Raw genomic sequence first — 22,782 nt, 5'->3', positions numbered from 1 at the left:
CAGGGTGTTTTCCTGGTTAGAGGTTCAAGGGTGTGTGGGGTGAATGGGTGCGTTTGAACGAGTAGCCCGAAGCACTCAGGCCGTTGACCTGGCGGCTGACGGTATCGCCCAGGCCGTAGCCGTTGCCGGCCAGCACCGCATGGGCGTTGTCGATGGGCAGCAGGATGTAGTCGGTCAGCGGCTCGCCGTTTAATTGGCCGCGAATCACCAGGAAACCGTCCTCCTGGCGCACGCTGATGCCACTCAATGGCGCGTCGGGTTCATGGCTGCTGAGCACCTGGTAGGTGCCGACCGTGTTGGCCCACGCGGCGGACAAGGGCGGCGGCTCGATGCGCTCGCCGATGGCAATGCGTTGGCCGTGGCTGCGGGCGGTGAGCATTTGGCGGCCTTGTACCGTGAGCACATCCAGCTGCACGCGGCCCAACTCGCCGAGGTCCTTGCGCCAGAACCCCAGTATCTTTTTCTGCGCCCGCAGCCAGCCTTGCTCATCACGCAATAGCTGGAAATCGTAGCCGGCCAGTTCACCGCTCAAACGGGCATGCTCATCCCTGATGCGGAACACGCCCCAGGCGGTCGCGTAGAAGCCGGCCAGGCGCTTGCGATCCACCGCCGCCGGTACATGGCGCAGCTTGAGGCCGTGGCTGGGGGCCTGGCAGTCGTCGGCGCATACGGGCTTGCCGGTCTGAGCCTGGAGCATCAGGCGCAGGCTGTCGGTGGTCAGCGACACCACCATGTCTTCGGCGTTGCTGTCGTTGGCCATGATGACCACGGCCAGTTGCTGATCCGGCAGCAGGGTCAACTGGGCCACGAAGTCGTCGCCGCCACCGCTGTGCTGGTAGGTGCGCACACCGGGGCCGATGGGCTCGTCACCACAGGGCGCCAAGAACCAGCCCAAGCCCATCTGGCAGTCGAAATCCAAGGCGTTGCCGGTGTTTTGCTGGGTAAACATGGCATCGATAGAAGCGCTGCCGAGGATCTGACGGCCCTTGTAGGTGCCCTTGGCAAACAGCATGCGCACGTAGCGGCTGAGGTCTTTGGGGCTGGTCCACAGGCCACCGGCGGCGAGGTCACGCACCTGGGGGTCGGTGCTGGCCTTGCCATCCTCGTAGCCGTGGGCGCGATAGCTCATTTGCGCACCGGTACCCAGGAAACTGGACTGGTTCATTCGCAAGGGTGTGAGCAGGCTGCTTTGTAACTGGGCTTCGAAGCTTTTGCCGCTGCTACGCTCAATGGCGGCGCCCACCAAGGCATAGCCAAGGTTGGAATACGCCACCTGGGAGCCCGGTAGGCTGCTCAGCCACACACCCGACACACGCATCGGCATTTGCCCCATGGCATAGGTGCTGCGCAGGTCGCGCAGGTGCTCGCTGGGCAAACCGGATTGATGGCTGAGCAAGCGCCGCAAGGTGATCGCTCGATCCGCCTCGGCCTGGTCGCTGTGAAAGCGGGAGCGTACGTAGAACTCACGCAGGGTCTGCTGGATCGGCGCATCCAGCGCCAGGTGTTGCTGCTCCACCAGTTGCAGCGCCGCCGTGGCGGTCAGCAGCTTGGAGATGCCACCGGCGCGAAACGCGGTATTGGGCGTGACCGGCACCCCCAGGTCTTTGTCAGCCAGGCCAAAGCCGCGGGCCCAGATCAGCTCCTGGCCATTGACCAGGGCAATCGACAATCCCGCCACATTGTCCCGCGCCATCTCCTGGGGAATGCGGGTTTGCAGGTAGCGGATGATTGCGCCGTAATCACCTTTTTGAATCGGCGGCGGGGCAGGCGGTTGCGAGTGGCAACCGATACTGCCCAACAGGCAACCCAATAGCGGAATACCGCGCAGTCTGCGAAACATCAAGAGCACCCGAATGATGATTTGGATGCTGGAATGCTAGGGCGGCGGGTGCTGAGAATCTTTGAGTGCTTTGTCGGGAAACTGTCAAAGACTGTTAACGGCCGCTTATAAAAACATCAGGATTTGCCCAGGGGGGCAGGCATCAACGTGGCGATCAGGGCGCGTATGGTCCCCGGCAGCGCTTCCAGCTCGCGTACCAGGATGCTGCGCTCGCGAATCGCCCAGGGCTCGTCCAGTTTCACCGTCACCAGCTGCATGGTGCGGCTGTGACGCAGGGCGGCGGACTCTGGAATGATGCCAATGCCAACGCCGGCCTCGACCATCCGGCAGATCGCCTCGAAGCTCGAGACCTGGATACGCAGCGACAATTGCTTGCCCAGACGCTCGACGTGTTCACGCAGGAAACTCAACAGCGTGCTGCCTTCATGCAGGCCGATATGCTGATACGCCAGGGTCTGCTCGAGGGTGACCGAAGGCAGTTCGGCCAAGGCATGCCCGACGGGCACCATCAGCACCAGTTCATCGGTGCTGAAATGCAACACTTGCAGGCCGGAGGCTTCCACGGGGCCGGCGATGATACCCATGTCACTGGTGCCATCGAGCACCCCGCGCACGATGTCTCGTGACAGGCGTTCCTGCAGGTCGACGGTGACGCCCGGGCGCTGTGACAGAAAGCCTGCCAGGACTTCCGGCAAAAACTCGGTGACCGCCGTGGTGTTGGCGAAGATACGGATATGCCCGGCCGAATCCACGCCGTATTGGGTGAACTCGCTTTTGAGGTAATCCACCTGGCGCATGATCAACCGCGCATGGTGTAACAGGCGCTCGCCTGCCGGAGTGATTTCCACGCCCCGGCTGTCGCGGTACAACAGGCGCGTGTCGAGCTGTCCTTCCAGGGCCTTGATCCGCGCACTGGCGGCAGCCGGCGACAGGAAGGCGCGCTTGGCACCCTGAGTGAGGCTGGGGGATTCGGCGATATGGATAAACAGGCGCAGGTCGGCGAGATCGAAGTGCATGCAAGGCTCCCGGACAACAGGTTTCCTGTGGGAGCGGGCTTGCTGTGGCGAGGGAGCTTGCTCCCGCTCGACAGCGCAGCTGGAGCCGGCTTTTTTGGGGGCGCTACGCACCCCAGCGCAAGCAAGCTTGCTCGCCACAGCAAGCCAGCTCCCACATTGGTTCACGGTGTGGCTGTAAGCGTTCAGCATAACCGAACGCTGGTTTATTGAAATGCAAATTCTCAGAACGGGCTGGCCCTTGCATGATCCTCGGCAGACACCCACTGCCTGAGGACCTGCACCCGATGAGCGCCACTGATTGGATCGGCCGAAGTGAGACCGCCTACGACCACCTGAGCCATAACCTGCTCAAGCGCATCGCCGCCACATTAGGTGAAGAGGTGCCTGCCGACGGCGACGCTGTGCCTGCGTTGTGGCAATGGTGCTTTTTCCAGGACCCGCTGCCGGAGGTGGCGTTGGGCAGCGACGGCCATCCGGCACGCGGCGGGTTCCTGCCGCCGGCCGATAACCGCAATCGCATGTGGGCCGGTGGGCGTCTTGAATTTCTGCACCCACTGCGGGCTGGCGAGGCGGCTACGCGCGTGTCGACCATCACCCAGGTCGAAGAAAAGACCGGGCGCACCGGCTCACTGCTATTTGTCACCGTGCGTCATGACTACTCCCAGGAAGGGCGCCTGGCCATCCGCGAGGAGCAGGACATCGTCTACCGCGAACCCACGCCACCCAAGCCTGGCAGCGGCGACGCGCTGGCCCGGGGCGAATGGACAGAGGCCGTCGAGCCGACGCCGACCCTGTTGTTCCGCTACAGCGCCGTCACGTTCAACGGCCACCGCATCCACTACGACTACCCCTATGTCACCGGCACCGAAGGCTATGCCGGCCTGGTGGTGCATGGCCCGCTGATCGCCACCTTGAACCTGCGTGCGTTCTGCCGAGCGCACCCTGAGGCGACCTTGCGCCGCTTTGCCTATCGCGGCGTGCGCCCACTGATTGCGCCACAGCCTTTTCAGGTCGGCGGGCGCATCACCGCCACCGGCGTCGCAGAACTGTGGGCTGGCAACACTGAAGGCCTGGCACAGACCGCCCAGGTGCATTTCGAATAACCCGATAACAACAGGCGGAGAGCCGTAGATGAATGCCCATGACAACGAAGAACTCAATGCGATCCGCGACGGCGTGCGCGCCTTGTGCGCCGAGTTCGATGCCGCTTACTGGCGCAAGATCGATGAAGAAAAAGGCTTCCCCGAAGCCTTCGTCAAGGCCCTGACCGACGCCGGTTGGCTGTCGGCAATGATCCCCGAGGAATACGGCGGTTCCGGCCTGGGCCTGGCCGAAGCCTCGGTGATCCTTGAGGAAGTCAACCGCTGCGGCGGCAACTCGGGCACCGTGCACGGCCAGATGTACAACATGTTCACCCTGCTGCGTCATGGCAGCGAGGCGCAAAAACGCTACTACCTGCCCAAGCTGGCCAGCGGTGAATTGCGCTTGCAGTCGATGGCCGTCACCGAACCCACTACCGGCACCGACACCACCAAGATCATGACCACGGCGATCAAGCGCGGCGACAAGTACGTGATCAACGGCCAGAAAGTCTGGATCTCACGGGTACAGCATTCCGACCTGATGATTCTGCTGGCACGCACCACGTCCTTGGCCGACGTAAAGAAAAAATCCGAAGGCATGTCGATCTTCCTGGTGGACCTGCGCCAGGCCATCGGCAACGGCCTGACCGTGCAGCCCATCGCCAATATGGTCAACCACGAGACCAACGAGCTGTTCTTCGACAACCTGGAGCTGCCCCTGGACAGCCTGATTGGCGAGGAGGGCAAGGGCTTCAAATACATCCTTGATGGCCTGAATGCCGAGCGCACGCTGATTGCCGCCGAGTGCATCGGTGACGGCCGCTGGTTCATCGAAAAGGCCAGCGCCTATGCCCGCGACCGTGTGGTGTTTGGCCGGCCCATCGGGCAAAACCAGGGCGTGCAGTTCCCGATTGCCGAGGCGCATATCGAGATCGAAGCGGCCGACCTGATGCGCTGGCGTGCCTGCGAGGAATACGACAGCGGCAAGAACGCCGGGGCCAGTGCCAACATGGCCAAGTACCTGGCGGCCAAGGCGTCCTGGGAAGCGGCCAATGCCTGCCTGCAAACCCACGGCGGCTTCGGCTTTGCCTGCGAGTACGACGTGGAGCGCAAATTCCGCGAGACCCGCCTGTACCAGGTGGCGCCGATCTCCACCAACCTGATCCTGTCCTACGTGGCCGAGCATTTGCTCGAACTGCCACGCAGCTTCTGAGGGCCTGAGCATGAGCCCTACCCAAGCCCTTTGCCGGTTCCTGGCCGAGCTGACGTACTCACAATTGCCCGAGCCCGTGCTGGCGCGCACCGAAGAACTGTACCTGGATTGGCTCGCATCCGCCTTGGCCAGCCAAGGCGCGCACCCGATCCCCCTGTTTGAACGCTACGCGCAGAAGATGGGCCCGAGCAGCGGCCCGGCCCAGGTGATCGTCAACGGCACCGGCACCAGCGCGTATTTTGCCGCACTGGTCAACGCCGCTTCCTCACATCTGGTAGAGCAGGATGACCTGCACAACAGCTCCGTGCTGCACCCGGCCACCGTGGTGTTTTCCGCTGCATTGGCGGCTGCCCAGGACCTCGGCAAGTCTGGCCGTGAGCTGTTGCTGGCTTCTGTAGCCGGCTATGAGGCGGGGATTCGCATCGGTGAGTTCATGGGCCGCTCCCACTACCGCATCTTCCACACCACGGCCACGGTCGGCACCCTGGCGGCGGCGGTCGCGGTGGGCAAGTTGCTCGACTTCAACGAAGAACAATTCATCAACCTGCTCGGCAGCGCCGGCACCCAGGCTGCCGGGCTGTGGGAGTTTCTGCGCGATGCCGCCGACTCCAAGCAACTGCACACGGCCAAGGCGGCGGCGGACGGCTTGCTGGCGGCTTACCTTACGGCCGATGGGCTGACCGGCGCGCGCAATATCCTTGAAGGTGAGCAAGGTTTGGCGGCCGGGATGTCCAGTGATGCCCAACCGGGCAAATTGTCTTCCGAGCTGGGCAGCCGTTGGGCGCTGGTGGAAACCTCGTTCAAATTCCACGCCTCCTGTCGCCACACCCATCCTGCTGCCGACGCGCTGCTGGCCGTGATGCAGCGTGAAGGCCTGAGCGCTGCGCAGATCTCCCAGGTGCAAACCCACGTGCACCAAGGCGCCATTGACGTACTCGGCCGAGTGACGGTGCCGACCACCGTGCACCAGGCCAAATTTTCCATGGGCACGGTGCTTGGGCTGATCGCTGTGCATGGCAAAGCCGGTTTGCCTGAATTCCATGAGCTGGCGTTGACCGATCCTGCGGTCGCGGCGTTTCGCGACAAGGTCTGCATGAGCCTGGACCCCGAAGTCGACAACGCCTACCCGCAACGCTGGCTGGGCCGCGTCACCGTCACCACCACCGATGGCCGCACGCTGCACGGTGCCATTGATGAACCCAAGGGCGACCCGGGCAACACCCTGAGCCGTGCCGAGCTGGCGGACAAGTTCCAGCGCCTGGCCGACTTCAGCGGCGCCCGCACCCCGGCCCAGGCCAACCGCCTGATCGAGCAGGTGTGGAACCTGCGAACTACCGCGTCCATGGCCCATTGGCTTTGAGGGATTTGTCATGACTGAACAACGACCGCTGGACGGCATCACCGTCGTCAGCCTGGAACACGCGATTGCCGCGCCGTTCTGTACGCGCCAACTGGCCGACCTCGGTGCCCGGGTCATCAAGGTAGAGCGCCCCGGCACCGGCGATTTCGCCCGTGGCTATGACGAGCGGGTGCGTGGCCTGGCGTCACATTTCGTCTGGACCAACCGCTCCAAGGAAAGCCTGACCCTGGACCTCAAGCAGGACGAGGCGGGCGCCATTCTGGATGCGCTGCTGGCCGATGCCGATGTGCTGGTGCAGAACCTTGCCCCCGGCGCGGCGGCGCGCATGGGCTTATCGTTCGAGGCGCTGCACGTACGTTTTCCACGCCTGATCGTCTGCGATATTTCCGGCTATGGCGAAGGTGGGCCCTATGAGAAAAAGAAAGCCTACGACCTGCTGATCCAGAGCGAGGGCGGCTTCCTCTCGGTGACCGGAGGCCCAGAAGAAGAACAGATGGCCAAGGCCGGTTGCTCCATCGCGGATATCTCCGCCGGCATGTACGCCTACAGCGGCATTCTGTCGGCGTTGCTGCTGCGCGGCAAAACCGGCCAGGGCAGTCGCATCGATGTAAGCATGCTCGAAAGCCTGGTGGAGTGGATGGGCTACCCGATGTATTACGCCTTCGACGGCGCGGCGCCGCCACCGCGTGCGGGTGCCGCGCATTCGACGATTTACCCCTACGGGCCGTTTCCCACCGGGGGCGGCGGCACCGTGATGCTTGGCTTGCAGAACGAGCGCGAATGGGCGGCGTTCTGCGACAAAGTGCTGCTCACCCCGGCGCTGGCCATGGACGAACGCTTCAGCGCCAATTTCAAGCGCTCGGCCAACCGCGAGGTGCTGCGCCAGATCATCGTGGAGCGCTTTGCCCAACTGGGCGTCGAGGCGGTGATCCAGCGCCTGGAAGACGCGCAAATTGCCAGCGCCCGGGTCAACGATATGCAAGGCGTGTGGGACCACCCGCAACTCAAGGCCCGCGACAGCTGGCGCGACGTCGACAGCCCGGCGGGGCCGTTGCCGTCGCTGCTGCCACCGGCCCGTAACGCCGCGTTTACCCCGCGCATGGACGGCGTGCCAGCGCTGGGGCAACACAGCCAAGGCATCCTCGATCAGCTGGGTTACTCCGTTGAGGCCATTAACAGCCTGCGCGAGCGCGGCGTTATCTAATCAGGAATCAAGTGATGCCAAAGCCTTTAGTACGTTCTGCGCTGTTTGTGCCGGGCAGCCGCCCGGAGCGGTTTGCCAAGGCCCTGGCCAGCGGCGCCGACGCAGTGATTGTGGATTTTGAAGACGCGGTGGAAGAACCGCTCAAACGTCAGGCCCGGGATAATCTGGGAGCATTCCTGTGCGCCCATCCCGAGGCCCAGGTGTGGGTGCGCATCAACGCGCCGCAACATGCCGAACATTTTGAGGACGTGGCCTTCTGCAAGGCCCATGCAAATGTCGCCGGGATATTGCTGCCCAAGGTCGAAAGCGCGGCCCAGGTGGCTGTGGTGGCCGCTACCGGCAAGGCTATCTGGCCGATTATCGAAAGCGCACGCGGTTTGCTGGCACTGGCGCAGATTGCCCAGGCGCCCCAGGTAGAGCGCCTGTCGTTCGGTGGCTTGGACCTGGCGCTGGACCTGAACCTGAGCAGTCACTCCCGTGCCGCCGAATTGGCCCTCGACCAGGCGCGCCTGGCGTTGATCGTGCATTCGCGCGCCGCGGGCCTGGCGGCGCCGCTGGACGGCGTGCACCCGGCCATCGACGACCCCGAAGGCCTGCACCGTTCGATCCGGCACGCCTATGAGATGGGTTTTGCCGGGGCGTTGTGCATTCATCCCAAGCAAGTCGCGGTGATCCATGCCGCGCTGGCGCCGAGCGCTGAAGAGCTGGCCTGGGCCAGGCGGGTGGTGGAGGCGGGTGCTGATGGGGCAGGGGCTTATCAGATTGATGGGCAGATGGTGGATGCGCCGGTACTGCTGCGCGCGCAACGGCTGCTGGCCGCGCAACTGTAACTGACAAAACCGGGAACGAAGTGTGGGAGCTGGCTTGCCTGCGATAGCGGCAGAACAGTCAATGTCTGTGTTGCCTGACACACCGCTATCGCAGGCAAGCCAGCTCCCACACTGGGCGCGTTCGGCCAGGCCGAACGCAGGTATCTAAAATTCGAAATTCACGACACGCGTTACATCAGGCACCTTGCCTTAAACACAACAATAAGAAGGTGATTCCCATGCTCAAGCTTTCCCGGGCGCTGCTGTGCGCCGCCACCTTGTTTACCGCTGGCCTGGCCCAGGCGGCAGACCCGATTGTGATCAAGTTCGCCCATGTGGTGGCCGAAAACACCCCCAAAGGCCAGGGCGCGCTGCTGTTCAAAAAACTTGCTGAAGAGCGCCTGCCCGGCAAGGTCAAGGTCGAGGTGTACCCGAACTCGTCGCTGTTTGGCGATGGCAAGGAAATGGAAGCATTGCTGTTGGGTGACGTGCAAATGCTGGCGCCGTCCCTGGCCAAATTCGAGCACTACACCAAGCAAGTGCAGATCTACGACCTGCCGTTCCTGTTCAACGACCTGGCCGCCGTCGACCGTTTCCAGGCCGCTCAGGGCAAGCAACTGCTGACCTCGATGCAGGATAAGAACATCCTCGGCCTGGCCTATTGGCACAACGGCCTCAAGCAACTCTCCGCCAACAAGGCCCTGCATGAACCCAAGGACGCCCGTGGCCTGAAGTTCCGCGTGCAGGCTTCCAGTGTGCTCGAAGAACAGTTCAAGGCGATCCGCGCCAACCCGCGCAAGATGAGCTTTGCCGAGGTTTACCAGGGCCTGCAGACCGGTACCGTGAATGGCACCGAGAACACCTGGTCGAACTATGAAAGCCAGAAGGTCAATGAAGTGCAGAAGTACTTCACCGAGTCCAACCATGGCCTGATCGACTACATGGTGATCACCAACGCGAAGTTCTGGAATGGCCTGGCGCCGGATGTGCGCAGCACCCTGGAGCAGATCATGGCCGAGGTCACCGTGGAGGTGAACAAGCAGGCCGAAGCGCTGAACCAGTCGGCCAAGCAGAAGATCGTCGACGCCAAGACCAGCGAAATCATCGAACTGACCCCCGAGCAACGTGCGCTGTGGCGCGAAGCCATGCGCCCGGTGTGGCAGAAGTTCGAGGGCGAGATTGGGGCTGACCTGATCAAGGCGGCGGACGCTTCCAACCAGTAAACCTCTGTGGGAGCGGGCTTGCCCGCGACTGATCGTTCCCACGCTCCGCGTGGTAATGCATCCCGTGACGCTCCGCGTCGCCTTACGCACGGCGTGATACAGGACGTGGAACGTCCGGGGCGGCATTACCACGCGGAGCGTGGGAACGATCTAGCAGGTTGACCTGGCTTTTTACCTATCTCTGCCACGCGAGGTTTTGCCATGCAAACGCTAAGGAGCGTCTGGGAGCACCTGGAGGAAGGCTTCATTGCTTTCCTGCTGGCCGCCATGACCCTGGTGACATTCGTCTACGTCATGCTCAACAACGTCTACACCCTGTTTTTTGCCCTGGCCGACAAATGGGCCTGGAGCAGCGCCTTCTTCAATGCCCTGGGCGACGGCACCATGGCCTGGGCCCAAGAGATGACCTGGAGTGTGGCGCTGACCAAGGCCATGTTCGGCTGGTTGATTTTCTTCGGCATTTCCTACGGCGTGCGCACCGCTGGCCACCTGGGCGTGGACGCGCTGGTGCGGCTGACCCGGCGCCCGGTGCAACGCCTGCTCGGCATGCTCGCCTGCCTGTGCTGCCTGGCCTATGCCGGGCTGTTCATGGTGGCCAGCTACAAGTGGGTGAGTGCGGTGATGACCGCGCATATCGGCGCCGAAGACCTCGACCAGTTCGGCATCGATGTCGGCGACATCGTGGTGATCGTGCCCATTGGCTTTGCCTTGGTCTTGATCCGCTACCTGGAAATTTTCTACCGCATCTTTACCCACCGCCAGGTCGGGTTGGGCCTGGCCGACGAGGCCGGCGAGGCCAGCAAGTTGGCCGGCAGCCATGAGGAGCGTCACTGATGGCCGTGCTCTGTCTGTTTCTCCTGTTGTTCGTGTTCATGTTTCTGGGCGTGCCAATTGCGATTGCCCTGGGGTTGTCCGGTGCGGTGTCGATCCTGATGTTCAGCCAGGACTCTGTGAGTTCCCTGGCGATCAAACTGTTTGAAACCAGCGACGCCTATACCTTTCTGGCGATTCCGTTTTTTCTGTTATCCGGCGCCTTCATGACCACCGGCGGCGTGGCCCAGCGGCTGATCGACTTTGCCAACGCCTGTGTCGGGCATATCCGCGGTGGCCTGGCGATTGCGGCGGTGCTGGCGTGCATGCTGTTTGCGGCGCTGTCCGGCTCATCACCGGCCACGGTGGCAGCGGTGGGCTCGATTGCCGTGGCGGGCATGGTGCGTTCCGGTTACCCCAAGGAGTTTGGGGCGGGCATCATCTGCAACGCCGGGACCTTGGGCATTCTGATTCCGCCGTCGATCGTGATGGTGGTGTATTCGGCGGCGACCGAAACCTCAGTAGGCAAATTGTTCATGGCCGGGGTGATTCCGGGCTTGCTGCTGGGCCTGATGTTGATGGTCGCGATCTACATCGTCGCCCGTATCAAGAAGCTGCCGGCGCAACCCCGGGCGACATTCCGTGAGTGGCTGAGTTGTGCACGCCGAGCGTTCTGGGGGCTGTTGCTGCTGGTGATCATCCTCGGCGGCATTTACAGCGGCATGTTCACCCCGACCGAAGCGGCGGCAGTGGCAGCCGTGTATTCAGCATTCGTCGCGCTGTTCGTCTACAAGGACATGAAGCTGCGCGACTGCCCCAAGGTGCTGCTGGAGTCGGGGCGCTTGTCGATCATGCTGATGTTCATCATCGCCAACGCCATGCTGTTTGCCCACGTGCTGACCACCGAACAGATCCCCCAGCAAATTACCGCGTGGGTAATCTCGGAAGGGCTGACGCCGATTGGCTTTTTGATCATGGTCAACGTGGTGCTGCTGATTGCCGGCAGCTTTATGGAGCCTTCGGCCATTGTGCTGATCCTGGCGCCGATCTTTTTCCCGATTGCGATGAAGCTCGGGATTGACCCGATTCATCTGGGGATTGTGATGGTGGTGAACATGGAAATCGGCCTGGTGCACCCGCCGGTGGGGCTGAACCTGTTCGTGACCTCGGCGGTGACGGGGCTGACTCTAGGGCAGACCATTCGCGCCGCGATGCCGTGGCTGATGATTCTGTTGGTGTTCCTGATCATGGTCACCTACCTGCCGTTCATTTCCCTCGCGCTGCCGCAGTGGCTGGGGATGTGAGGCCGCTAGACGGTGGGAGAGGGCAGCCCTCCCACCGCTGAGGGATGTCAAACCTTGAACTGACGCAAAAGCCCATCAAGCTGTTCACTCAAGCCACGCAACTGTGCACTCGCCACGCTCGATTGCTCCGCTGCCAGCGCGGTGCTGTGGGACAGCCCGGCCGCTTGGGTGACGTTCTGGTTGATGTCTTCCACCACATGGGCCTGCTGCAGGGTGGCGCTGGCAATCGAGGCGTTCAGGCCGTTGAGGTTGTGCAGCGCCTGGCCGATGGCGGTGAGGCTTGCGCCCGCCTGGCCGGCTTGTTCAATGGTCAGTTGCGAGGCGCTGTGGCTGTCGCTGATGACCTTGACCGCCGCTTCGGAGTGGCCTTGCAGGCGCTCGATCATCACCTGGATCTCGGCGGTGGATTTCTGCGTGCGCTGGGCCAGCAGGCGCACCTCATCGGCGACCACCGCAAACCCGCGGCCTTGCTCGCCCGCACGGGCGGCTTCGATGGCGGCGTTGAGGGCGAGCAGGTTGGTCTGGTCGGCGATGGAGCGGATCACCTCCAGTACCCCGCCGATCTGCGTGCTCTCGCTGGAGAGCGTGCGGATCACCTCCACGGCCTGGCTGATAGTGGTGGAGAGCTGGTCGATCTGCTGCAAGCTGCCGTCGATATTGACCTGGCCCTGCTGTGCCTGGGCCTGTGCATCGCGCATTTCGCTGGCGGCGTGCTCGGCATTCTTGGCCACGTCCTGCACGCCGTAGGTGACTTCGTTGATGGCGGTGGCCACCAGTTCCATCTGCTGGGACTGCTGCTGGCTGCGGTCGTGGGCCTGGCTGGCGTTGTGGCCCAGCTCGCTGGACGACTGGCCCAGGGCGTTCGCGCACACCTGTAACTGGCCGACCACCTGGCGCAGCTTGGCGGTGAAGCTATTGAAGTGCTGGGCCAGTTGCGTCAATTCGTCACGGCCGTGGGTATCGAGGCTGTGGGTCAGGTCACTTTCGCCACTGGCAATATTGCCCATGGCATTCACCGCGGCCTGCAACGGCTGCACGATGCTGCGGGCAATCAGCACCACCAGCACGGCCATCATCAGCGCAATGCCCAGGCCAATGGCCGAGGCTTTCCACACCTGGCCCCTGAATTCGGCCTGCACATCGTCCACGTAGACCCCGGAGCCGATAATCCAGCCCCAGGGTTCGAACAGTTGGATGTACGAGGTTTTCTCTACCGGCGCTTCGGCGCCGGGCTTCGGCCAGCGGTAGTTGACGATGCCGGCGCCCTTGGCCTTGGCCAGGTTCACGAATTCGTTGAACACGGCGAAACCGTCCGGGTCGCGAATCGCCGAAAGGTTCTGGCCGTCGAGCTTGGGGTTGGCCGCGTGCATGATCATCACGGGGGTGAGGTCGTTGATCCAGAAGTAGTCATCGTGGTCATAACGCAGCCCGCGCACCGCGCTCAGGGCCTGTTGTTGCGCGGCGTCGCGGGTCAGTACGCCGGTTTTTTCCAGGCTCTGGTAATAGCTGAGTACGCCACTGGCGGTCTGCACCACGTGCTGGGTTTGCTGGCGCTTGGCCTGGTAGAGGTCGCCGTGGATCTGGTTGAGCATTAACAGCCCCAAGGCCAGCAGCATCAACACGGCGACTATCAGGATCAGCCAAAGGCGGCGGCTGATCGACATGCTGCGCAAACTGTTCATCGTCCTGTCACTCCCTGCTCTTTATAATTGTGGTGCTGCTTCGAGATTTCCGGCGTGTCTGATAGGCTTTCGGCCCGGAATCGAAAAACCTGAGTACTGCCTGATTTTTCACGGAATTTTTGCAGACCGGCGTTGAGAATCAACTGCGGGCGCTTGTGTGCGCTCGTCGTCAGTGAACTTAAAAAAGACTAAGAGGCATGCCACGCGCATGACCTTTGGAGACAGCATGGATTTTTGGACCGCCATACAGGCATTGATTCTCGGCATCGTCGAGGGGCTTACGGAGTTCTTGCCGATCTCCAGCACTGGCCACCAGATCATCGTCGCCGACCTGATCAATTTTGGCGGCGAGCGTTTCGAAGCCTTCAACATCATCATCCAGCTGGGCGCGATCCTGGCGGTAGTCTGGGAGTTTCGGCGCAAGATCTTTGACGTGGTCATCGGCCTGCCGACCCAGCCCAAGGCCCGGCGCTTTACCGTCAACCTGATCATCGCCGTGTTGCCGGCGGTGGTATTGGGGGTGATTTTTGCCGACCTGATCAAGCACTACCTGTTTAACCCGATCACTGTAGCGACTGCCCTGGTAGTGGGTGGCGTGATCATGTTGTGGGCCGAGCGCCGCCAACATGCAGTGCGGGCTGAAACCGTCGACGACATCACCTGGAAAGACGCCCTCAAGGTCGGCCTGGCCCAGTGCCTGGCGATGATCCCGGGCACTTCGCGCTCCGGTGCAACGATCATCGGCGGCCTGTTGTTCGGCCTGTCGCGCAAGACGGCCACCGAATTTTCATTCTTCCTGGCCATGCCGACCATGGTTGGGGCGGCGGTGTACTCGGGTTACAAGTACCGCGATCTGTTCCAGCCGGCGGATTTTCCAGTGTTCGCCATTGGTTTTGTCACCTCGTTCATCTTCGCGATGATTGCGGTCAAGGGCTTGCTCAAATTCATCGCCAGCCACAGCTACGCGGTGTTTGCCTGGTACCGGATTGCCTTTGGCCTGGTCATCCTGGCGACCTGGCAGTTCGGCTGGATCGACTGGACTGCGGTCAAGCCATGACTATCCAGCACCCACGCCTGAAGGCGCTGATCTTTGTACTGCTGTGTGCCGCGCCGCTGCTGGGCTCGGCCTTGCTGTGGTATCGCGGCGAAACGGCGATTCCGTTGATGGCCTACGGCGTGGTCAGTGTGGTGGCGTTCTTTCTTTATTGGAGCGACAAGCGCAAGGCGCAGACCGAAGGCTGGCGCACCCCGGAAAACATCCTGCATGCGGTGGAGCTGGCGGGCGGTTGGCCGGGGGCGTTGATTGCCCAGCAGGTGTTCCGGCACAAGACGCGCAAGGTGTCTTACCAGGTGCTGTTCTGGGTGATTGTGCTGTTGCACCAGGTGTTCTGGCTGGACCAGCTGTTTCTTGGCGGCACCTTGCTGTCAATCCTCTAGCCACAAGCCAATCTGTGTGCGCTTGGGCAGCTTGCTCACCACCAACTGGTGGGAGCGCTGCAACAAGCCACGCAGTTCCTCTGCGCCCAAAGGGTAGGGCGTGTTCATGATGACCCACTGCGCCCTCGCCAGGTAAGGCGCCGGGTGAATGCCCGGGCGGTCGACGTGACCCAGGAACAGTTCTTTGTCGACCTTGAAGGCCAGCGACTCACCGCGCAGGTTCTGCAAGGCGAACATCTTGTTGCCAGCAACCGAGAACACCCGCACGCCGCCCCATTTATAGTCTTCCCGTGCGCCTGGCAGGCTCAGGCAAAAACGTGCGACTTGTTCTTCCGTCATGCTCATAACAGCCGATCTCCACAGCCTTTGAAGCCTTCTTCCAGGTAGTCGATCCAGGCCCGGATGGCCGGCAGCACGCCGCGCCGGTGCGGGTAGACCGCTTGCAGCCAGCCGCCTGGTAATGACCATTGCGGCAGCAGTTGCACCAGGCGGCCGCTGGCCAGTTCTTCTTCGCAGTACATCATTGGCAGCACCGTAAAGCCCACGCCCATCATTGCGCTGGCCTTGCGCACGATAAAGTCTTCGATGCCCAGGCGCGCCTCCATCACTAGCTCGTGCATGTTGCCCTGAGGGTCGATGATGCGTTGGTGCACCATTCGGTCCGCCTCGAGTGCGCCAAGGATTGGCAACTGCTTGAGGTCTTCCAGGGTTTCGACCCGCCGCTCACGCATGAAAACGGGGCTGGCCACCAGCACGGTATGCGCCTGGCGCAGGCGTTTGGTGACCAGTAACGGGTCTTCGTCGCCCAGTTCGCGTACGCGCAGCGCTACATCAATGCCTTCGGCTACCAGGTCGACGCGGCGATTCACCAGGGTCATGTCCAACTGCACCAACGGGTGCGCGGCCAGAAAACCGGCTACCAGCTCTGGCAGAATCTGCTGGGCCAGCCCCACCGGGCAACTGACCCGCAAGCGCCCCCGTGGCTCGCTGGACATGCTGGCCACGGCCTCGTCGGCCATTTCCGCCTCCAACAGCATGGCCTGGCAGTGGCGCAAATAGCGCTCGCCCACGGCGGTGAGGGTCAGTTGCCGGGTGGTGCGTTGCAGCAGGCGCGCACCCAGGCGGTCTTCCAGCTCGGCAATGCGCCGCGACAGCCTGGATTTGGGAATCCCGAGTAGCCGGCCAGCCGCAGCAAAACCGCCGGCTTCGACGACTTTGGCGAAATAGTAGAGGTCGTTGAGGTCTTGCATGGTGGGCCTATTGTCCTGTCAGTGGGACAAACTATCGCATTTCAGGTGGCTTATCGACCATTGGTTTCATGCGTAGCATCACTACCATCTGATCGCCACTGTCGATCCCACCTCGGAGATCCATCATGAAACTGTTGCACATCGATTCCAGCATCCTCGGCGACAACTCGGCCTCCCGTCAGCTCAGCGCCGGTGTGGTCAAGGCATGGCAAGCCGCCCAGCCGGGTGTGGAAGTGACCTACCGCGACCTCGCCAGCGAAGGCATCAACCATTTCTCCGGCGCTACCCTGGGCGCCTTGGGCACTGCCGCTGAACTGCGTGATGCGGCGCAAAAGCACGAGGCTGAACTGAGTGCATCGTCCCTGGCTGAGTTCCTCGCCGCCGATGCCGTGGTAGTCGGTGCGCCGATGTACAATTTCACCATCCCCACCCAGTTGAAAGCCTGGATCGACCGCATCGCGGTAGCCGGCCAGACCTTCCGCTACACCGAAGCCGGCCCTGAAGGCCTGTGCGGCAACAAGAAAGTCATTATTGTTTCCACCGCCGGTGGCCTGCATGCCGACCAGGCCTCGGGCGCTGCCCACGAAGGCTACTTGAAGCTGCTGTTCGGTTTCCTGGGCATCACCGACATCGAGATCGTGCGCGCTGAAGGCCTGGCCTACGGTGACGAAGTGCGCAGCAAAGCCATGAGCGACGCCAACGTGCGCATCAACGAGCAACTGTTCGCCGCTGCGTGAGGCTTATGTAAATGTGCCCTGTCCTCGGTTTCATTCTGAAACCGAGCGCCTAAACTCTGTATTCTGATCGCCTGAACGCGAGCGGAGTACGGAGTTTTTTCGTTGTGGCCCAGGTTATGCAGACATCCATTCGATACCCTGGACTTTTTCTTCGACAGGCCGGTTCTTTTGCAGCAAAGGTGGACATCCCCATGATGCGTCTTTGTGCTGTTTTGGTTCTTTCGCTGTTGGGCGGCGTGGTTTCAGTGCACGCCGCGCCGGCACCGCACCCCCATTGGAGTGTGGGGTTTCATCGCATGAGTTTTCTCGACCCGCTGGATGCGCAGCCGATGAAAGCCATCGCGTTCTATCCCTCTACCGATGCCGAGCGCACTACCGCGCTGGGCGCCTACCATGTGGCGGCCAGCGAAGATGCCAAGGTGGCGATCGGGCGTTTCCCGATGCTGATGTTGTCCCACGGCAATACCGGCACGCCGCTGGCCCTGCATGACCTGGCCACCGCCTTGGCGCGCAAGGGGTTTGTGGTGGTGGCGGTTCTGCATCCTGGCGACAACTATAAGGACCACAGCCGCCTGGGCACCGTGAGCAATCTGTATGGCCGGCCGATCCAGATCTCCCAGGCGATCACCGCCGCCTTGGCCGAGCCGATGCTGTCGCCCTTTGTGGATATCGATCAGATCGGCGTCATCGGTTATTCAGCCGGTGGCGAAACGGCATTGATCCTGGCGGGCGCCAAGCCGGATTTCGAACGCCTGCGCCGCTACTGCCAAGAGCGCCCCGAAGACCGCGACGCGTGCACCACCAAGGGCGAGTTGGTGGTCGATCGCGACGACTTGCAACCCCAGGCTGACCCGCGTATCCATGCTTTGATGCTGATGGCGCCGCTGAGCTTGATGTTCGGCCGCCACACTCTGGCGGATGTGCATGTGCCGGTGCTGCTCTACAGTGGCGATGGCGACCAGTTGGTGGCAGTGGACAAAAACGCCGCCGCCCTGGCGCGCAAACTGCCAGAGCCGCCGGACTTCAAGCTGTTGGCCGGGGCAGGGCACTTTGTATTCATGGCCCCGTGCGACAGTGATCAGCTGGCGACAATGCCAGGCATCTGCACCGATGCCGATGGTGTCGACCGTGAAGGGATTCACCGCGATATGGTCTCCGAGGCCGGGCGCTTTTTCAGTCGCACCCTCGGTGAGGCAACGCGTGCCGGCCTGCAGACGGCTGATCAGTAGGCGCGGCGCCTGAGCAGTACGGTCAGGCCGAGCGCGCTGACCGACAGCAACGCGGCGCAGAAGAATATCCAGCCGTAGCCAAGATTCAACGCCACGGCGCCCATCAACGGCCCGGCGATCGCCAGGGCCAGGTCGAAAAACACCGCATACGCACTCAGCCCCGCGCCGCGGCTGCTGTCCGGCACTTGCTTGATAGCTTCCACGCCGAGCGCCGGGTAAACCAGCGATAAACCAAAACCGGTCAACCCGGCGCCGATCAAGGCCACGCCGGTAGACGGTGCCAGCCACAACAGCGTCAGGCCCAGGGTTTCAATGAGCATGCAGGCGATGGCGGTGGTGAACCCGCCAAACCGGCTGATGGCTGAGATAAACACCAGGCGCGAGAGAATAAAGCACACACCAAATACCGTCAGGCAATACGCCGCACCGGCCCAGCCACGATTCAGGTAATACAGGGTGATAAAGGTCGTCAGCGTGCCGTAGCCAATCGAGGCCAGGCACAGGCTGGCGCCGAACGGCGCGATACGTCCAAACACAGCCCAGAACGGCAGCCGTTCGCCGCGTACCACCGGCACCGAGGGTTTATTGCGGATCAGCACCAGGCCCAACGCCGCCAGCACCGCCAGGGCAAGGCCGAGGCTGGCGTAGCCATAATCAGCCACCATCACCACGCCAAGTGGCGCACCAATGGCAATGGCGCCATAGGAGGCGATGCCATTCCAGGAAATCGAGCGTGCGGTGTGTTCGGCGCCCACTGCGCCCATGCACCAACTGATGGTCCCCACGCCAATCAGGCCCTGGGCCACCCCGAGCAACAGGCGACCGGCGATCAGAATACCCAGGCTCAAGCTCGGCAGGCTGTCCAGCAGCGTGGCGATAAAGGTCAGCACACCGCTGATCAGAATACCGGCCAGGCCCAGCACGATCGCGCGTTTGGTGCCGACGTTATCCGACATTCGCCCGGCCATCGGGCGGCTGAGCAGCGTGGCGAGGTACTGCGAACCGATGGTCACCCCGGCCACCACGGCGCTGAAGCCCAGTTGCTCGTGCACATAGCCTGGAATCACCGCTATCGGCAGGCCGATGCAGATAAAGGCTATGAAGGTGTAGAACACGATGGAAACGATCTGCAGGGTGATCGACAGGGAGGAGGGGGCGGCAGGCATGAATACTCAATCGCTGGCGGGCGGTGAAGCATCATGGCATATCCCGCACGACTGTAGGAGCGAGGGGACGCCTACAAAGGCCCCTGGGGGAGCGCGCTTGCCCGCGAAGGTGGTGTGTCAGTCACTGAATCTGTAGCTGAACTACCGCTATCGCAGGCAAGCCAGCTCCCACACGGGTTATGTATTGCCTATAAAATCAGCGCCTGGCACCGATTCCCTGTGGGAGCGGGCTTGCCCGCGAAGGCTGCCTGTCAGTCACTGCATCTTTAACTGAACCACCGCTATCGCAGGCAAGCCAGCTCCCACACTGGTTATGCATGGCCCATAAAATCAGCGCCCGGCACAGTGCGGATGCAAAAAGCCCTGTCACAGGGACAGGGCTTTTTTTGCAGCTTGTAGCTTGCAGCTCAGTGCTGCTCTTAGAACACCACACCCTGGCTACGCAGGTAGTCGTCATAGGTGCCGCTGAAGTCGATCACGCCGCTAGGGCTCAACTCAATGATGCGGGTGGCCAGGGACGATACGAACTCACGGTCGTGGCTGACGAAGATCAGCGTGCCCGGGTAGTTCTCCAGCGCCAGGTTCAGCGCTTCGATGGATTCCATGTCCAGGTGGTTGGTCGGTTCGTCCATGATCAACACGTTCGGCTTTTGCAGGATCAGCTTGCCGAACAGCATGCGACCTTGTTCACCACCGGAGATCACTTTGACCGACTTCTGGATTTCGTCGTTGGAGAACAACATGCGGCCCAGGGTGCCGCGAATCATTTGCTCGCCTTGGGTCCATTGGCCCATCCAGTCGAACAGGCTCACGTCGTCTTCGAAGTCGTGGGCGTGGTCCTGGGCGTAGTAGCCCAGTTCGGCGGCGTCGGTCCACTTGATGCTGCCGGCGTCCGGGGTCAGTTCGTTGACCAGGGTGCGCAGCAGGGTGGTCTTGCCGATACCGTTGGGGCCGATGATCGCCACGCGCTCGCCGGCTTCAACCTGGAAGCTGAAGTCCTTGAACAACGGCTTGCCGTCGAAACCTTTGGCCATTTTTTCGACCATGACCGCCTGGCGGTGCAGCTTTTTGTTCTGCTCGAAACGGATGAACGGGCTCACACGGCTCGACGGCTTGACTTCGGCCAGCTGGATCTTGTCGATCGCCTTGGCACGGGAGGTCGCCTGCTTGGCTTTCGAGGCGTTGGCCGAGAAGCGGCTGACGAAGGATTGCAGTTCGGAAATCTGCGCTTTCTTCTTGGCGTTGTCCGACAGCAATTGCTCGCGGGACTGGGTCGCCACGGTCATGTACTCGTCGTAGTTGCCCGGGAACAGGCGCAGCTCGCCGTAGTCCAGGTCAGCCATGTGGGTGCACACGCTGTTCAGGAAGTGACGGTCGTGAGAGATGATGATCATCAGGCTGGAGCGCTGGGTCAGGATGTTTTCCAGCCAGCGGATGGTGTTGATGTCCAAGTGGTTGGTCGGTTCGTCGAGCAACAGCACTTCTGGGTCGGAGAACAGCGCCTGGGCCAGCAGTACGCGCAGCTTCCAGCCGGGGGACACTTCACTCATCGGGCCGAAGTGCTGTTCCAGGGGAATACCCAGGCCCAGCAGCAGCTCGCCGGCGCGGGATTCGGCGGTGTAGCCGTCCATCTCGGCGAACTCGGTTTCCAGCTCGGCCACGGCCATGCCATCTTCTTCGCTCATTTCCGGCAGCGAGTAGATGCGGTCGCGCTCGGCCTTGACCTTCCACAGCTCCTCGTGGCCCATGATCACGGTGTCGAGCACGGTGAATTCTTCGTAGGCGAACTGGTCCTGGCGCAGTTTACCCAGGCGCACATTCGGCTCGAGCATGACCTGCCCGCCGGACGGGTCGAGGTCGCCACCGAGGATTTTCATGAAGGTCGACTTGCCGCAACCGTTGGCACCGATCAAACCATAGCGGTTGCCGGCGCCGAACTTGACCGAGACGTTCTCGAAGAGCGGCTTGGCGCCGAACTGCATGGTGATGTTAGCTGTGGAGATCAATTACTTTACCTATCAATGGGTTGCGAGCGTGACGGCAGGTGCCTTCAGGCATGCGTCAACAGCGACATCAAGGCGCGAAACCCGGTCGCTGAACACAAAATTTGGAATGTGTGTTGGAATTTGGCGCGCATTGTCGCATATGTCAGGCGACAGTTGTATGGCGAGCGAAGGATGGTTTTGCCAAGGTCTCCGGCATCGCCAGCCACAACAGCATCAAGGCAGCGGCTGCAACTGCCGCCAACGTCAGGAACGCCGCGTTGTAGCCAGCCTGCTGCACCACGAAACCGGCCAGGCTGCTACTGAGCGCCGCGCCGAGGCCAAATACGGTGGAGAGGGCGCCCAGGCTGACGTTGAAGCGCCCGGTGCCTTGGGTCAGGTCTTTGACGATCACCGGGAACAGGGCGCCGAAAATGCCGGCACCGATACCGTCGAGCATCTGCACGGCTACCAACCAATATGGGTCGCTGGATAGGGTATAGAGCACGCCACGCAACGGCAGTATCAGGAAACCGGCAAGCAGCAGTGGCTTGCGCCCCCAGATATCGGCCTTGAGCCCGACCAGCCAGGCCATCGGCACCATCACCAACTGTGCGGCGACAATGCAGGCTGAAGTCAGCGGGGTAGCCATCTGCAGATTGATCTGCGCCAGTTTCTGACTGACCAACGGCAGCATCGCGGCGTTGGCCAGGTGAAACAGTGCGCAGCAGATGGCGAACAGTAGCAGCGGTTGGTTGGTGAGCAGCGCGTTAAGCCCCGAGGGCTGTTCGTGGTCGGTGTGATGGGCCGGATCAAAACCACGGGCGACCTCATGGTCAATCGCCTTGGCCGGCACGCAACTGACCGCAATGACACTGGCGACGGCCATGAACGCCATCAGGTAGAACACCACCACCGGCCCGAACAGGTAGGCCAGCCCGCCGGCCAGCAATGCGGCCACGGCATTGCCGGCATGGTTGAAAGTCTCGTTGCGCCCGGTACGCCGGGTGAAGGCACGCGACCCGGTGATTCCCAGCGAAATGGCGGAAATTGCCGGGGCAAAGACAGAGGCAGCTACGGCGCTGGCAGCTTGGGTCAGCGCCACCCAGCCAAATGAACTGACGAAGGGCAGCATCAGGCAACTGCCCGTCACCAACAGCGCGGCCAGGGCGACCACCGCACGTTTGCTGCGAGTGCGGTCGATCAACGCACCCGCGGGGCCTTGGGTCAGCAAGGCAGCGATGCCTGCGAGGGTCATGACCACGCCAATGCTGGCCGGCTCCCATTGATGCACGGCCAGCAGGTAGATCGCCAGGTACGGTCCGAGACCGTCGCGCACATCGGCGAGAAAGAAGTTCAGGCTGTCCAGGGATAAAGCGATGCGCAGGTCTGAATGACGGGCCACGATGCGACCTTCAAGAGCGGCGTTCAGGGGCTG

20 protein-coding genes are annotated in these 22,782 nt (G+C 62.1%); 12 read left to right on the top strand and 8 right to left on the bottom strand.

The genetic code is table 11. The annotated features are described in order from the left end of the window. Positions 1-16 precede the first annotated feature (16 nt). Together MHH62_RS04005 and MHH62_RS04000 are read right to left on the bottom strand one after the other, a co-directional pair. On the bottom strand, positions 17-1,840 hold the full coding sequence (locus MHH62_RS04005) for a serine hydrolase domain-containing protein (RefSeq protein WP_339232539.1): 1,824 nt from the start codon (positions 1,838-1,840) through the stop codon (positions 17-19). Positions 1,841-1,956: 116 nt separating this feature from the next. Beyond that, a complete protein-coding gene (locus tag MHH62_RS04000) occupies positions 1,957-2,856 on the bottom strand; it encodes a LysR family transcriptional regulator (protein ID WP_014718343.1) in 900 nt (299 codons plus the stop codon). A gap of 284 nt (positions 2,857-3,140) precedes the next feature. Here MHH62_RS04000 and MHH62_RS03995 point away from each other — a divergent pair, with 284 nt between their 5' ends. The 8 genes from MHH62_RS03995 (at position 3,141) to dctM (ending at position 11,861) form a co-directional block, all read left to right on the top strand. After that, positions 3,141-3,959: a MaoC family dehydratase N-terminal domain-containing protein gene (locus tag MHH62_RS03995; protein ID WP_019820163.1), complete on the top strand. Its 819-nt coding sequence runs from the start codon at positions 3,141-3,143 to the stop codon at positions 3,957-3,959. Between the two features lie 28 nt (positions 3,960-3,987). Further along, entirely contained in the window at positions 3,988-5,151 is a 1,164-nt protein-coding gene (locus MHH62_RS03990; protein WP_020301504.1) for an acyl-CoA dehydrogenase family protein, read from the top strand. Between the two features lie 10 nt (positions 5,152-5,161). Next, positions 5,162-6,511: an MmgE/PrpD family protein gene (locus MHH62_RS03985; RefSeq protein ID WP_339232537.1), complete on the top strand. Its 1,350-nt coding sequence runs from the start codon at positions 5,162-5,164 to the stop codon at positions 6,509-6,511. A gap of 10 nt (positions 6,512-6,521) precedes the next feature. After that, positions 6,522-7,715, top strand: a complete 1,194-nt coding sequence (locus MHH62_RS03980; RefSeq protein WP_073453285.1) for a CaiB/BaiF CoA-transferase family protein — start codon at positions 6,522-6,524, stop codon at positions 7,713-7,715. 14 nt (positions 7,716-7,729) lie between these two features. After that, positions 7,730-8,545 carry a CoA ester lyase gene (locus MHH62_RS03975; protein ID WP_200599194.1) on the top strand — a complete coding sequence of 272 codons (816 nt, stop codon included), beginning with the start codon at positions 7,730-7,732 and terminating at the stop codon, positions 8,543-8,545. Positions 8,546-8,763: 218 nt separating this feature from the next. Continuing rightward, a complete protein-coding gene (gene dctP, locus MHH62_RS03970; protein WP_014718349.1) occupies positions 8,764-9,747 on the top strand; it encodes a C4-dicarboxylate TRAP substrate-binding protein DctP in 984 nt (327 codons plus the stop codon). A gap of 201 nt (positions 9,748-9,948) precedes the next feature. Continuing rightward, positions 9,949-10,581 (top strand): TRAP transporter small permease, encoded by a 633-nt coding sequence (locus tag MHH62_RS03965; protein WP_339232535.1) that lies wholly within the window; start codon positions 9,949-9,951, stop codon positions 10,579-10,581. Further along, complete coding sequence (dctM, locus tag MHH62_RS03960; protein WP_014718351.1) at positions 10,581-11,861, top strand: C4-dicarboxylate TRAP transporter large permease protein DctM; 1,281 nt, start codon at positions 10,581-10,583, stop codon at positions 11,859-11,861. The genes MHH62_RS03965 and dctM overlap by 1 nt, the downstream gene beginning before the upstream one ends. A 47-nt stretch (positions 11,862-11,908) precedes the next feature. Here the strand turns inward: dctM and MHH62_RS03955 are convergent, their stop codons facing one another. Continuing rightward, positions 11,909-13,543 carry a methyl-accepting chemotaxis protein gene (locus MHH62_RS03955; protein WP_058410366.1) on the bottom strand — a complete coding sequence of 545 codons (1,635 nt, stop codon included), beginning with the start codon at positions 13,541-13,543 and terminating at the stop codon, positions 11,909-11,911. Between the two features lie 226 nt (positions 13,544-13,769). Between MHH62_RS03955 and MHH62_RS03950 the strand changes: the two genes are divergently transcribed. Beyond that, positions 13,770-14,600: an undecaprenyl-diphosphate phosphatase gene (locus tag MHH62_RS03950; RefSeq protein WP_014718352.1), complete on the top strand. Its 831-nt coding sequence runs from the start codon at positions 13,770-13,772 to the stop codon at positions 14,598-14,600. Further along, positions 14,597-14,980: a DUF1294 domain-containing protein gene (locus MHH62_RS03945; RefSeq protein WP_014718353.1), complete on the top strand. Its 384-nt coding sequence runs from the start codon at positions 14,597-14,599 to the stop codon at positions 14,978-14,980. The genes MHH62_RS03950 and MHH62_RS03945 overlap by 4 nt, the downstream gene beginning before the upstream one ends. Here MHH62_RS03945 and MHH62_RS03940 read toward each other — a convergent pair. Both MHH62_RS03940 and MHH62_RS03935 read right to left on the bottom strand, forming a co-directional pair. Further along, positions 14,969-15,325, bottom strand: a complete 357-nt coding sequence (locus MHH62_RS03940) for an MmcQ/YjbR family DNA-binding protein (protein WP_014718354.1) — start codon at positions 15,323-15,325, stop codon at positions 14,969-14,971. The genes MHH62_RS03945 and MHH62_RS03940 overlap by 12 nt on opposite strands. After that, positions 15,322-16,230, bottom strand: coding sequence for a LysR substrate-binding domain-containing protein (locus MHH62_RS03935; RefSeq protein WP_014718355.1), 909 nt, complete (start codon positions 16,228-16,230; stop codon positions 15,322-15,324). Before MHH62_RS03935 ends, MHH62_RS03940 begins: the two co-directional genes overlap by 4 nt. A 125-nt stretch (positions 16,231-16,355) precedes the next feature. Between MHH62_RS03935 and MHH62_RS03930 the strand changes: the two genes are divergently transcribed. Then, positions 16,356-16,967 carry an FMN-dependent NADH-azoreductase gene (locus MHH62_RS03930; protein WP_003191051.1) on the top strand — a complete coding sequence of 204 codons (612 nt, stop codon included), beginning with the start codon at positions 16,356-16,358 and terminating at the stop codon, positions 16,965-16,967. A 191-nt stretch (positions 16,968-17,158) separates the two neighbouring features. Continuing rightward, positions 17,159-18,196, top strand: a complete 1,038-nt coding sequence (locus MHH62_RS03925; RefSeq protein ID WP_032874017.1) for a dienelactone hydrolase — start codon at positions 17,159-17,161, stop codon at positions 18,194-18,196. Here the strand turns inward: MHH62_RS03925 and MHH62_RS03920 are convergent. The 3 genes from MHH62_RS03920 to MHH62_RS03910 form a co-directional block, all read right to left on the bottom strand. Next, positions 18,190-19,362, bottom strand: coding sequence for an MFS transporter (locus tag MHH62_RS03920; RefSeq protein ID WP_339232532.1), 1,173 nt, complete (start codon positions 19,360-19,362; stop codon positions 18,190-18,192). The two genes, MHH62_RS03925 and MHH62_RS03920, sit on opposite strands and share 7 nt — an antisense overlap. Before the next feature lie 419 nt (positions 19,363-19,781). Beyond that, positions 19,782-21,368 carry an ABC-F family ATPase gene (locus tag MHH62_RS03915; RefSeq protein WP_003191057.1) on the bottom strand — a complete coding sequence of 529 codons (1,587 nt, stop codon included), beginning with the start codon at positions 21,366-21,368 and terminating at the stop codon, positions 19,782-19,784. 142 nt (positions 21,369-21,510) lie between these two features. Continuing rightward, positions 21,511-22,749: an MFS transporter gene (locus tag MHH62_RS03910; RefSeq protein ID WP_336826446.1), complete on the bottom strand. Its 1,239-nt coding sequence runs from the start codon at positions 22,747-22,749 to the stop codon at positions 21,511-21,513. Positions 22,750-22,782 lie beyond the last annotated feature (33 nt).

The organism is Pseudomonas sp. FSL L8-0168 (assembly GCF_037976155.1).
Lineage (GTDB): Bacteria > Pseudomonadota > Gammaproteobacteria > Pseudomonadales > Pseudomonadaceae > Aquipseudomonas > Aquipseudomonas paracarnis.
Note: the sequence above shows the minus strand (reverse complement) of the source record. Positions and strands in the feature narration are given on the sequence as shown.

Excerpts from the sequence above, each read along its gene's own strand:
- MHH62_RS03990 (WP_020301504.1), top strand. The coding sequence starts at position 3,988 with ATGAATGCCCATGACAACGAAGAACTCAATGCGATCCGCGACGGCGTG.
- MHH62_RS03980 (WP_073453285.1), top strand. The coding sequence starts at position 6,522 with ATGACTGAACAACGACCGCTGGACGGCATCACCGTCGTCAGCCTGGAA.
- MHH62_RS04000 (WP_014718343.1), bottom strand. The coding sequence starts at position 2,856 with ATGCACTTCGATCTCGCCGACCTGCGCCTGTTTATCCATATCGCCGAA.
- MHH62_RS03920 (WP_339232532.1), bottom strand. The coding sequence starts at position 19,362 with ATGCCTGCCGCCCCCTCCTCCCTGTCGATCACCCTGCAGATCGTTTCC.
- MHH62_RS03935 (WP_014718355.1), bottom strand. The coding sequence starts at position 16,230 with ATGCAAGACCTCAACGACCTCTACTATTTCGCCAAAGTCGTCGAAGCC.
- MHH62_RS03965 (WP_339232535.1), top strand. The coding sequence starts at position 9,949 with ATGCAAACGCTAAGGAGCGTCTGGGAGCACCTGGAGGAAGGCTTCATT.
- MHH62_RS03950 (WP_014718352.1), top strand. The coding sequence starts at position 13,770 with ATGGATTTTTGGACCGCCATACAGGCATTGATTCTCGGCATCGTCGAG.
- MHH62_RS03985 (WP_339232537.1), top strand. The coding sequence starts at position 5,162 with ATGAGCCCTACCCAAGCCCTTTGCCGGTTCCTGGCCGAGCTGACGTAC.
- MHH62_RS03975 (WP_200599194.1), top strand. The coding sequence starts at position 7,730 with ATGCCAAAGCCTTTAGTACGTTCTGCGCTGTTTGTGCCGGGCAGCCGC.
- dctM (WP_014718351.1), top strand. The coding sequence starts at position 10,581 with ATGGCCGTGCTCTGTCTGTTTCTCCTGTTGTTCGTGTTCATGTTTCTG.
- MHH62_RS03955 (WP_058410366.1), bottom strand. The coding sequence starts at position 13,543 with ATGAACAGTTTGCGCAGCATGTCGATCAGCCGCCGCCTTTGGCTGATC.
- MHH62_RS03930 (WP_003191051.1), top strand. The coding sequence starts at position 16,356 with ATGAAACTGTTGCACATCGATTCCAGCATCCTCGGCGACAACTCGGCC.
- MHH62_RS03945 (WP_014718353.1), top strand. The coding sequence starts at position 14,597 with ATGACTATCCAGCACCCACGCCTGAAGGCGCTGATCTTTGTACTGCTG.
- dctP (WP_014718349.1), top strand. The coding sequence starts at position 8,764 with ATGCTCAAGCTTTCCCGGGCGCTGCTGTGCGCCGCCACCTTGTTTACC.
- MHH62_RS03925 (WP_032874017.1), top strand. The coding sequence starts at position 17,159 with ATGATGCGTCTTTGTGCTGTTTTGGTTCTTTCGCTGTTGGGCGGCGTG.
- MHH62_RS03940 (WP_014718354.1), bottom strand. The coding sequence starts at position 15,325 with ATGAGCATGACGGAAGAACAAGTCGCACGTTTTTGCCTGAGCCTGCCA.
- MHH62_RS03995 (WP_019820163.1), top strand. The coding sequence starts at position 3,141 with ATGAGCGCCACTGATTGGATCGGCCGAAGTGAGACCGCCTACGACCAC.
- MHH62_RS04005 (WP_339232539.1), bottom strand. The coding sequence starts at position 1,840 with ATGTTTCGCAGACTGCGCGGTATTCCGCTATTGGGTTGCCTGTTGGGC.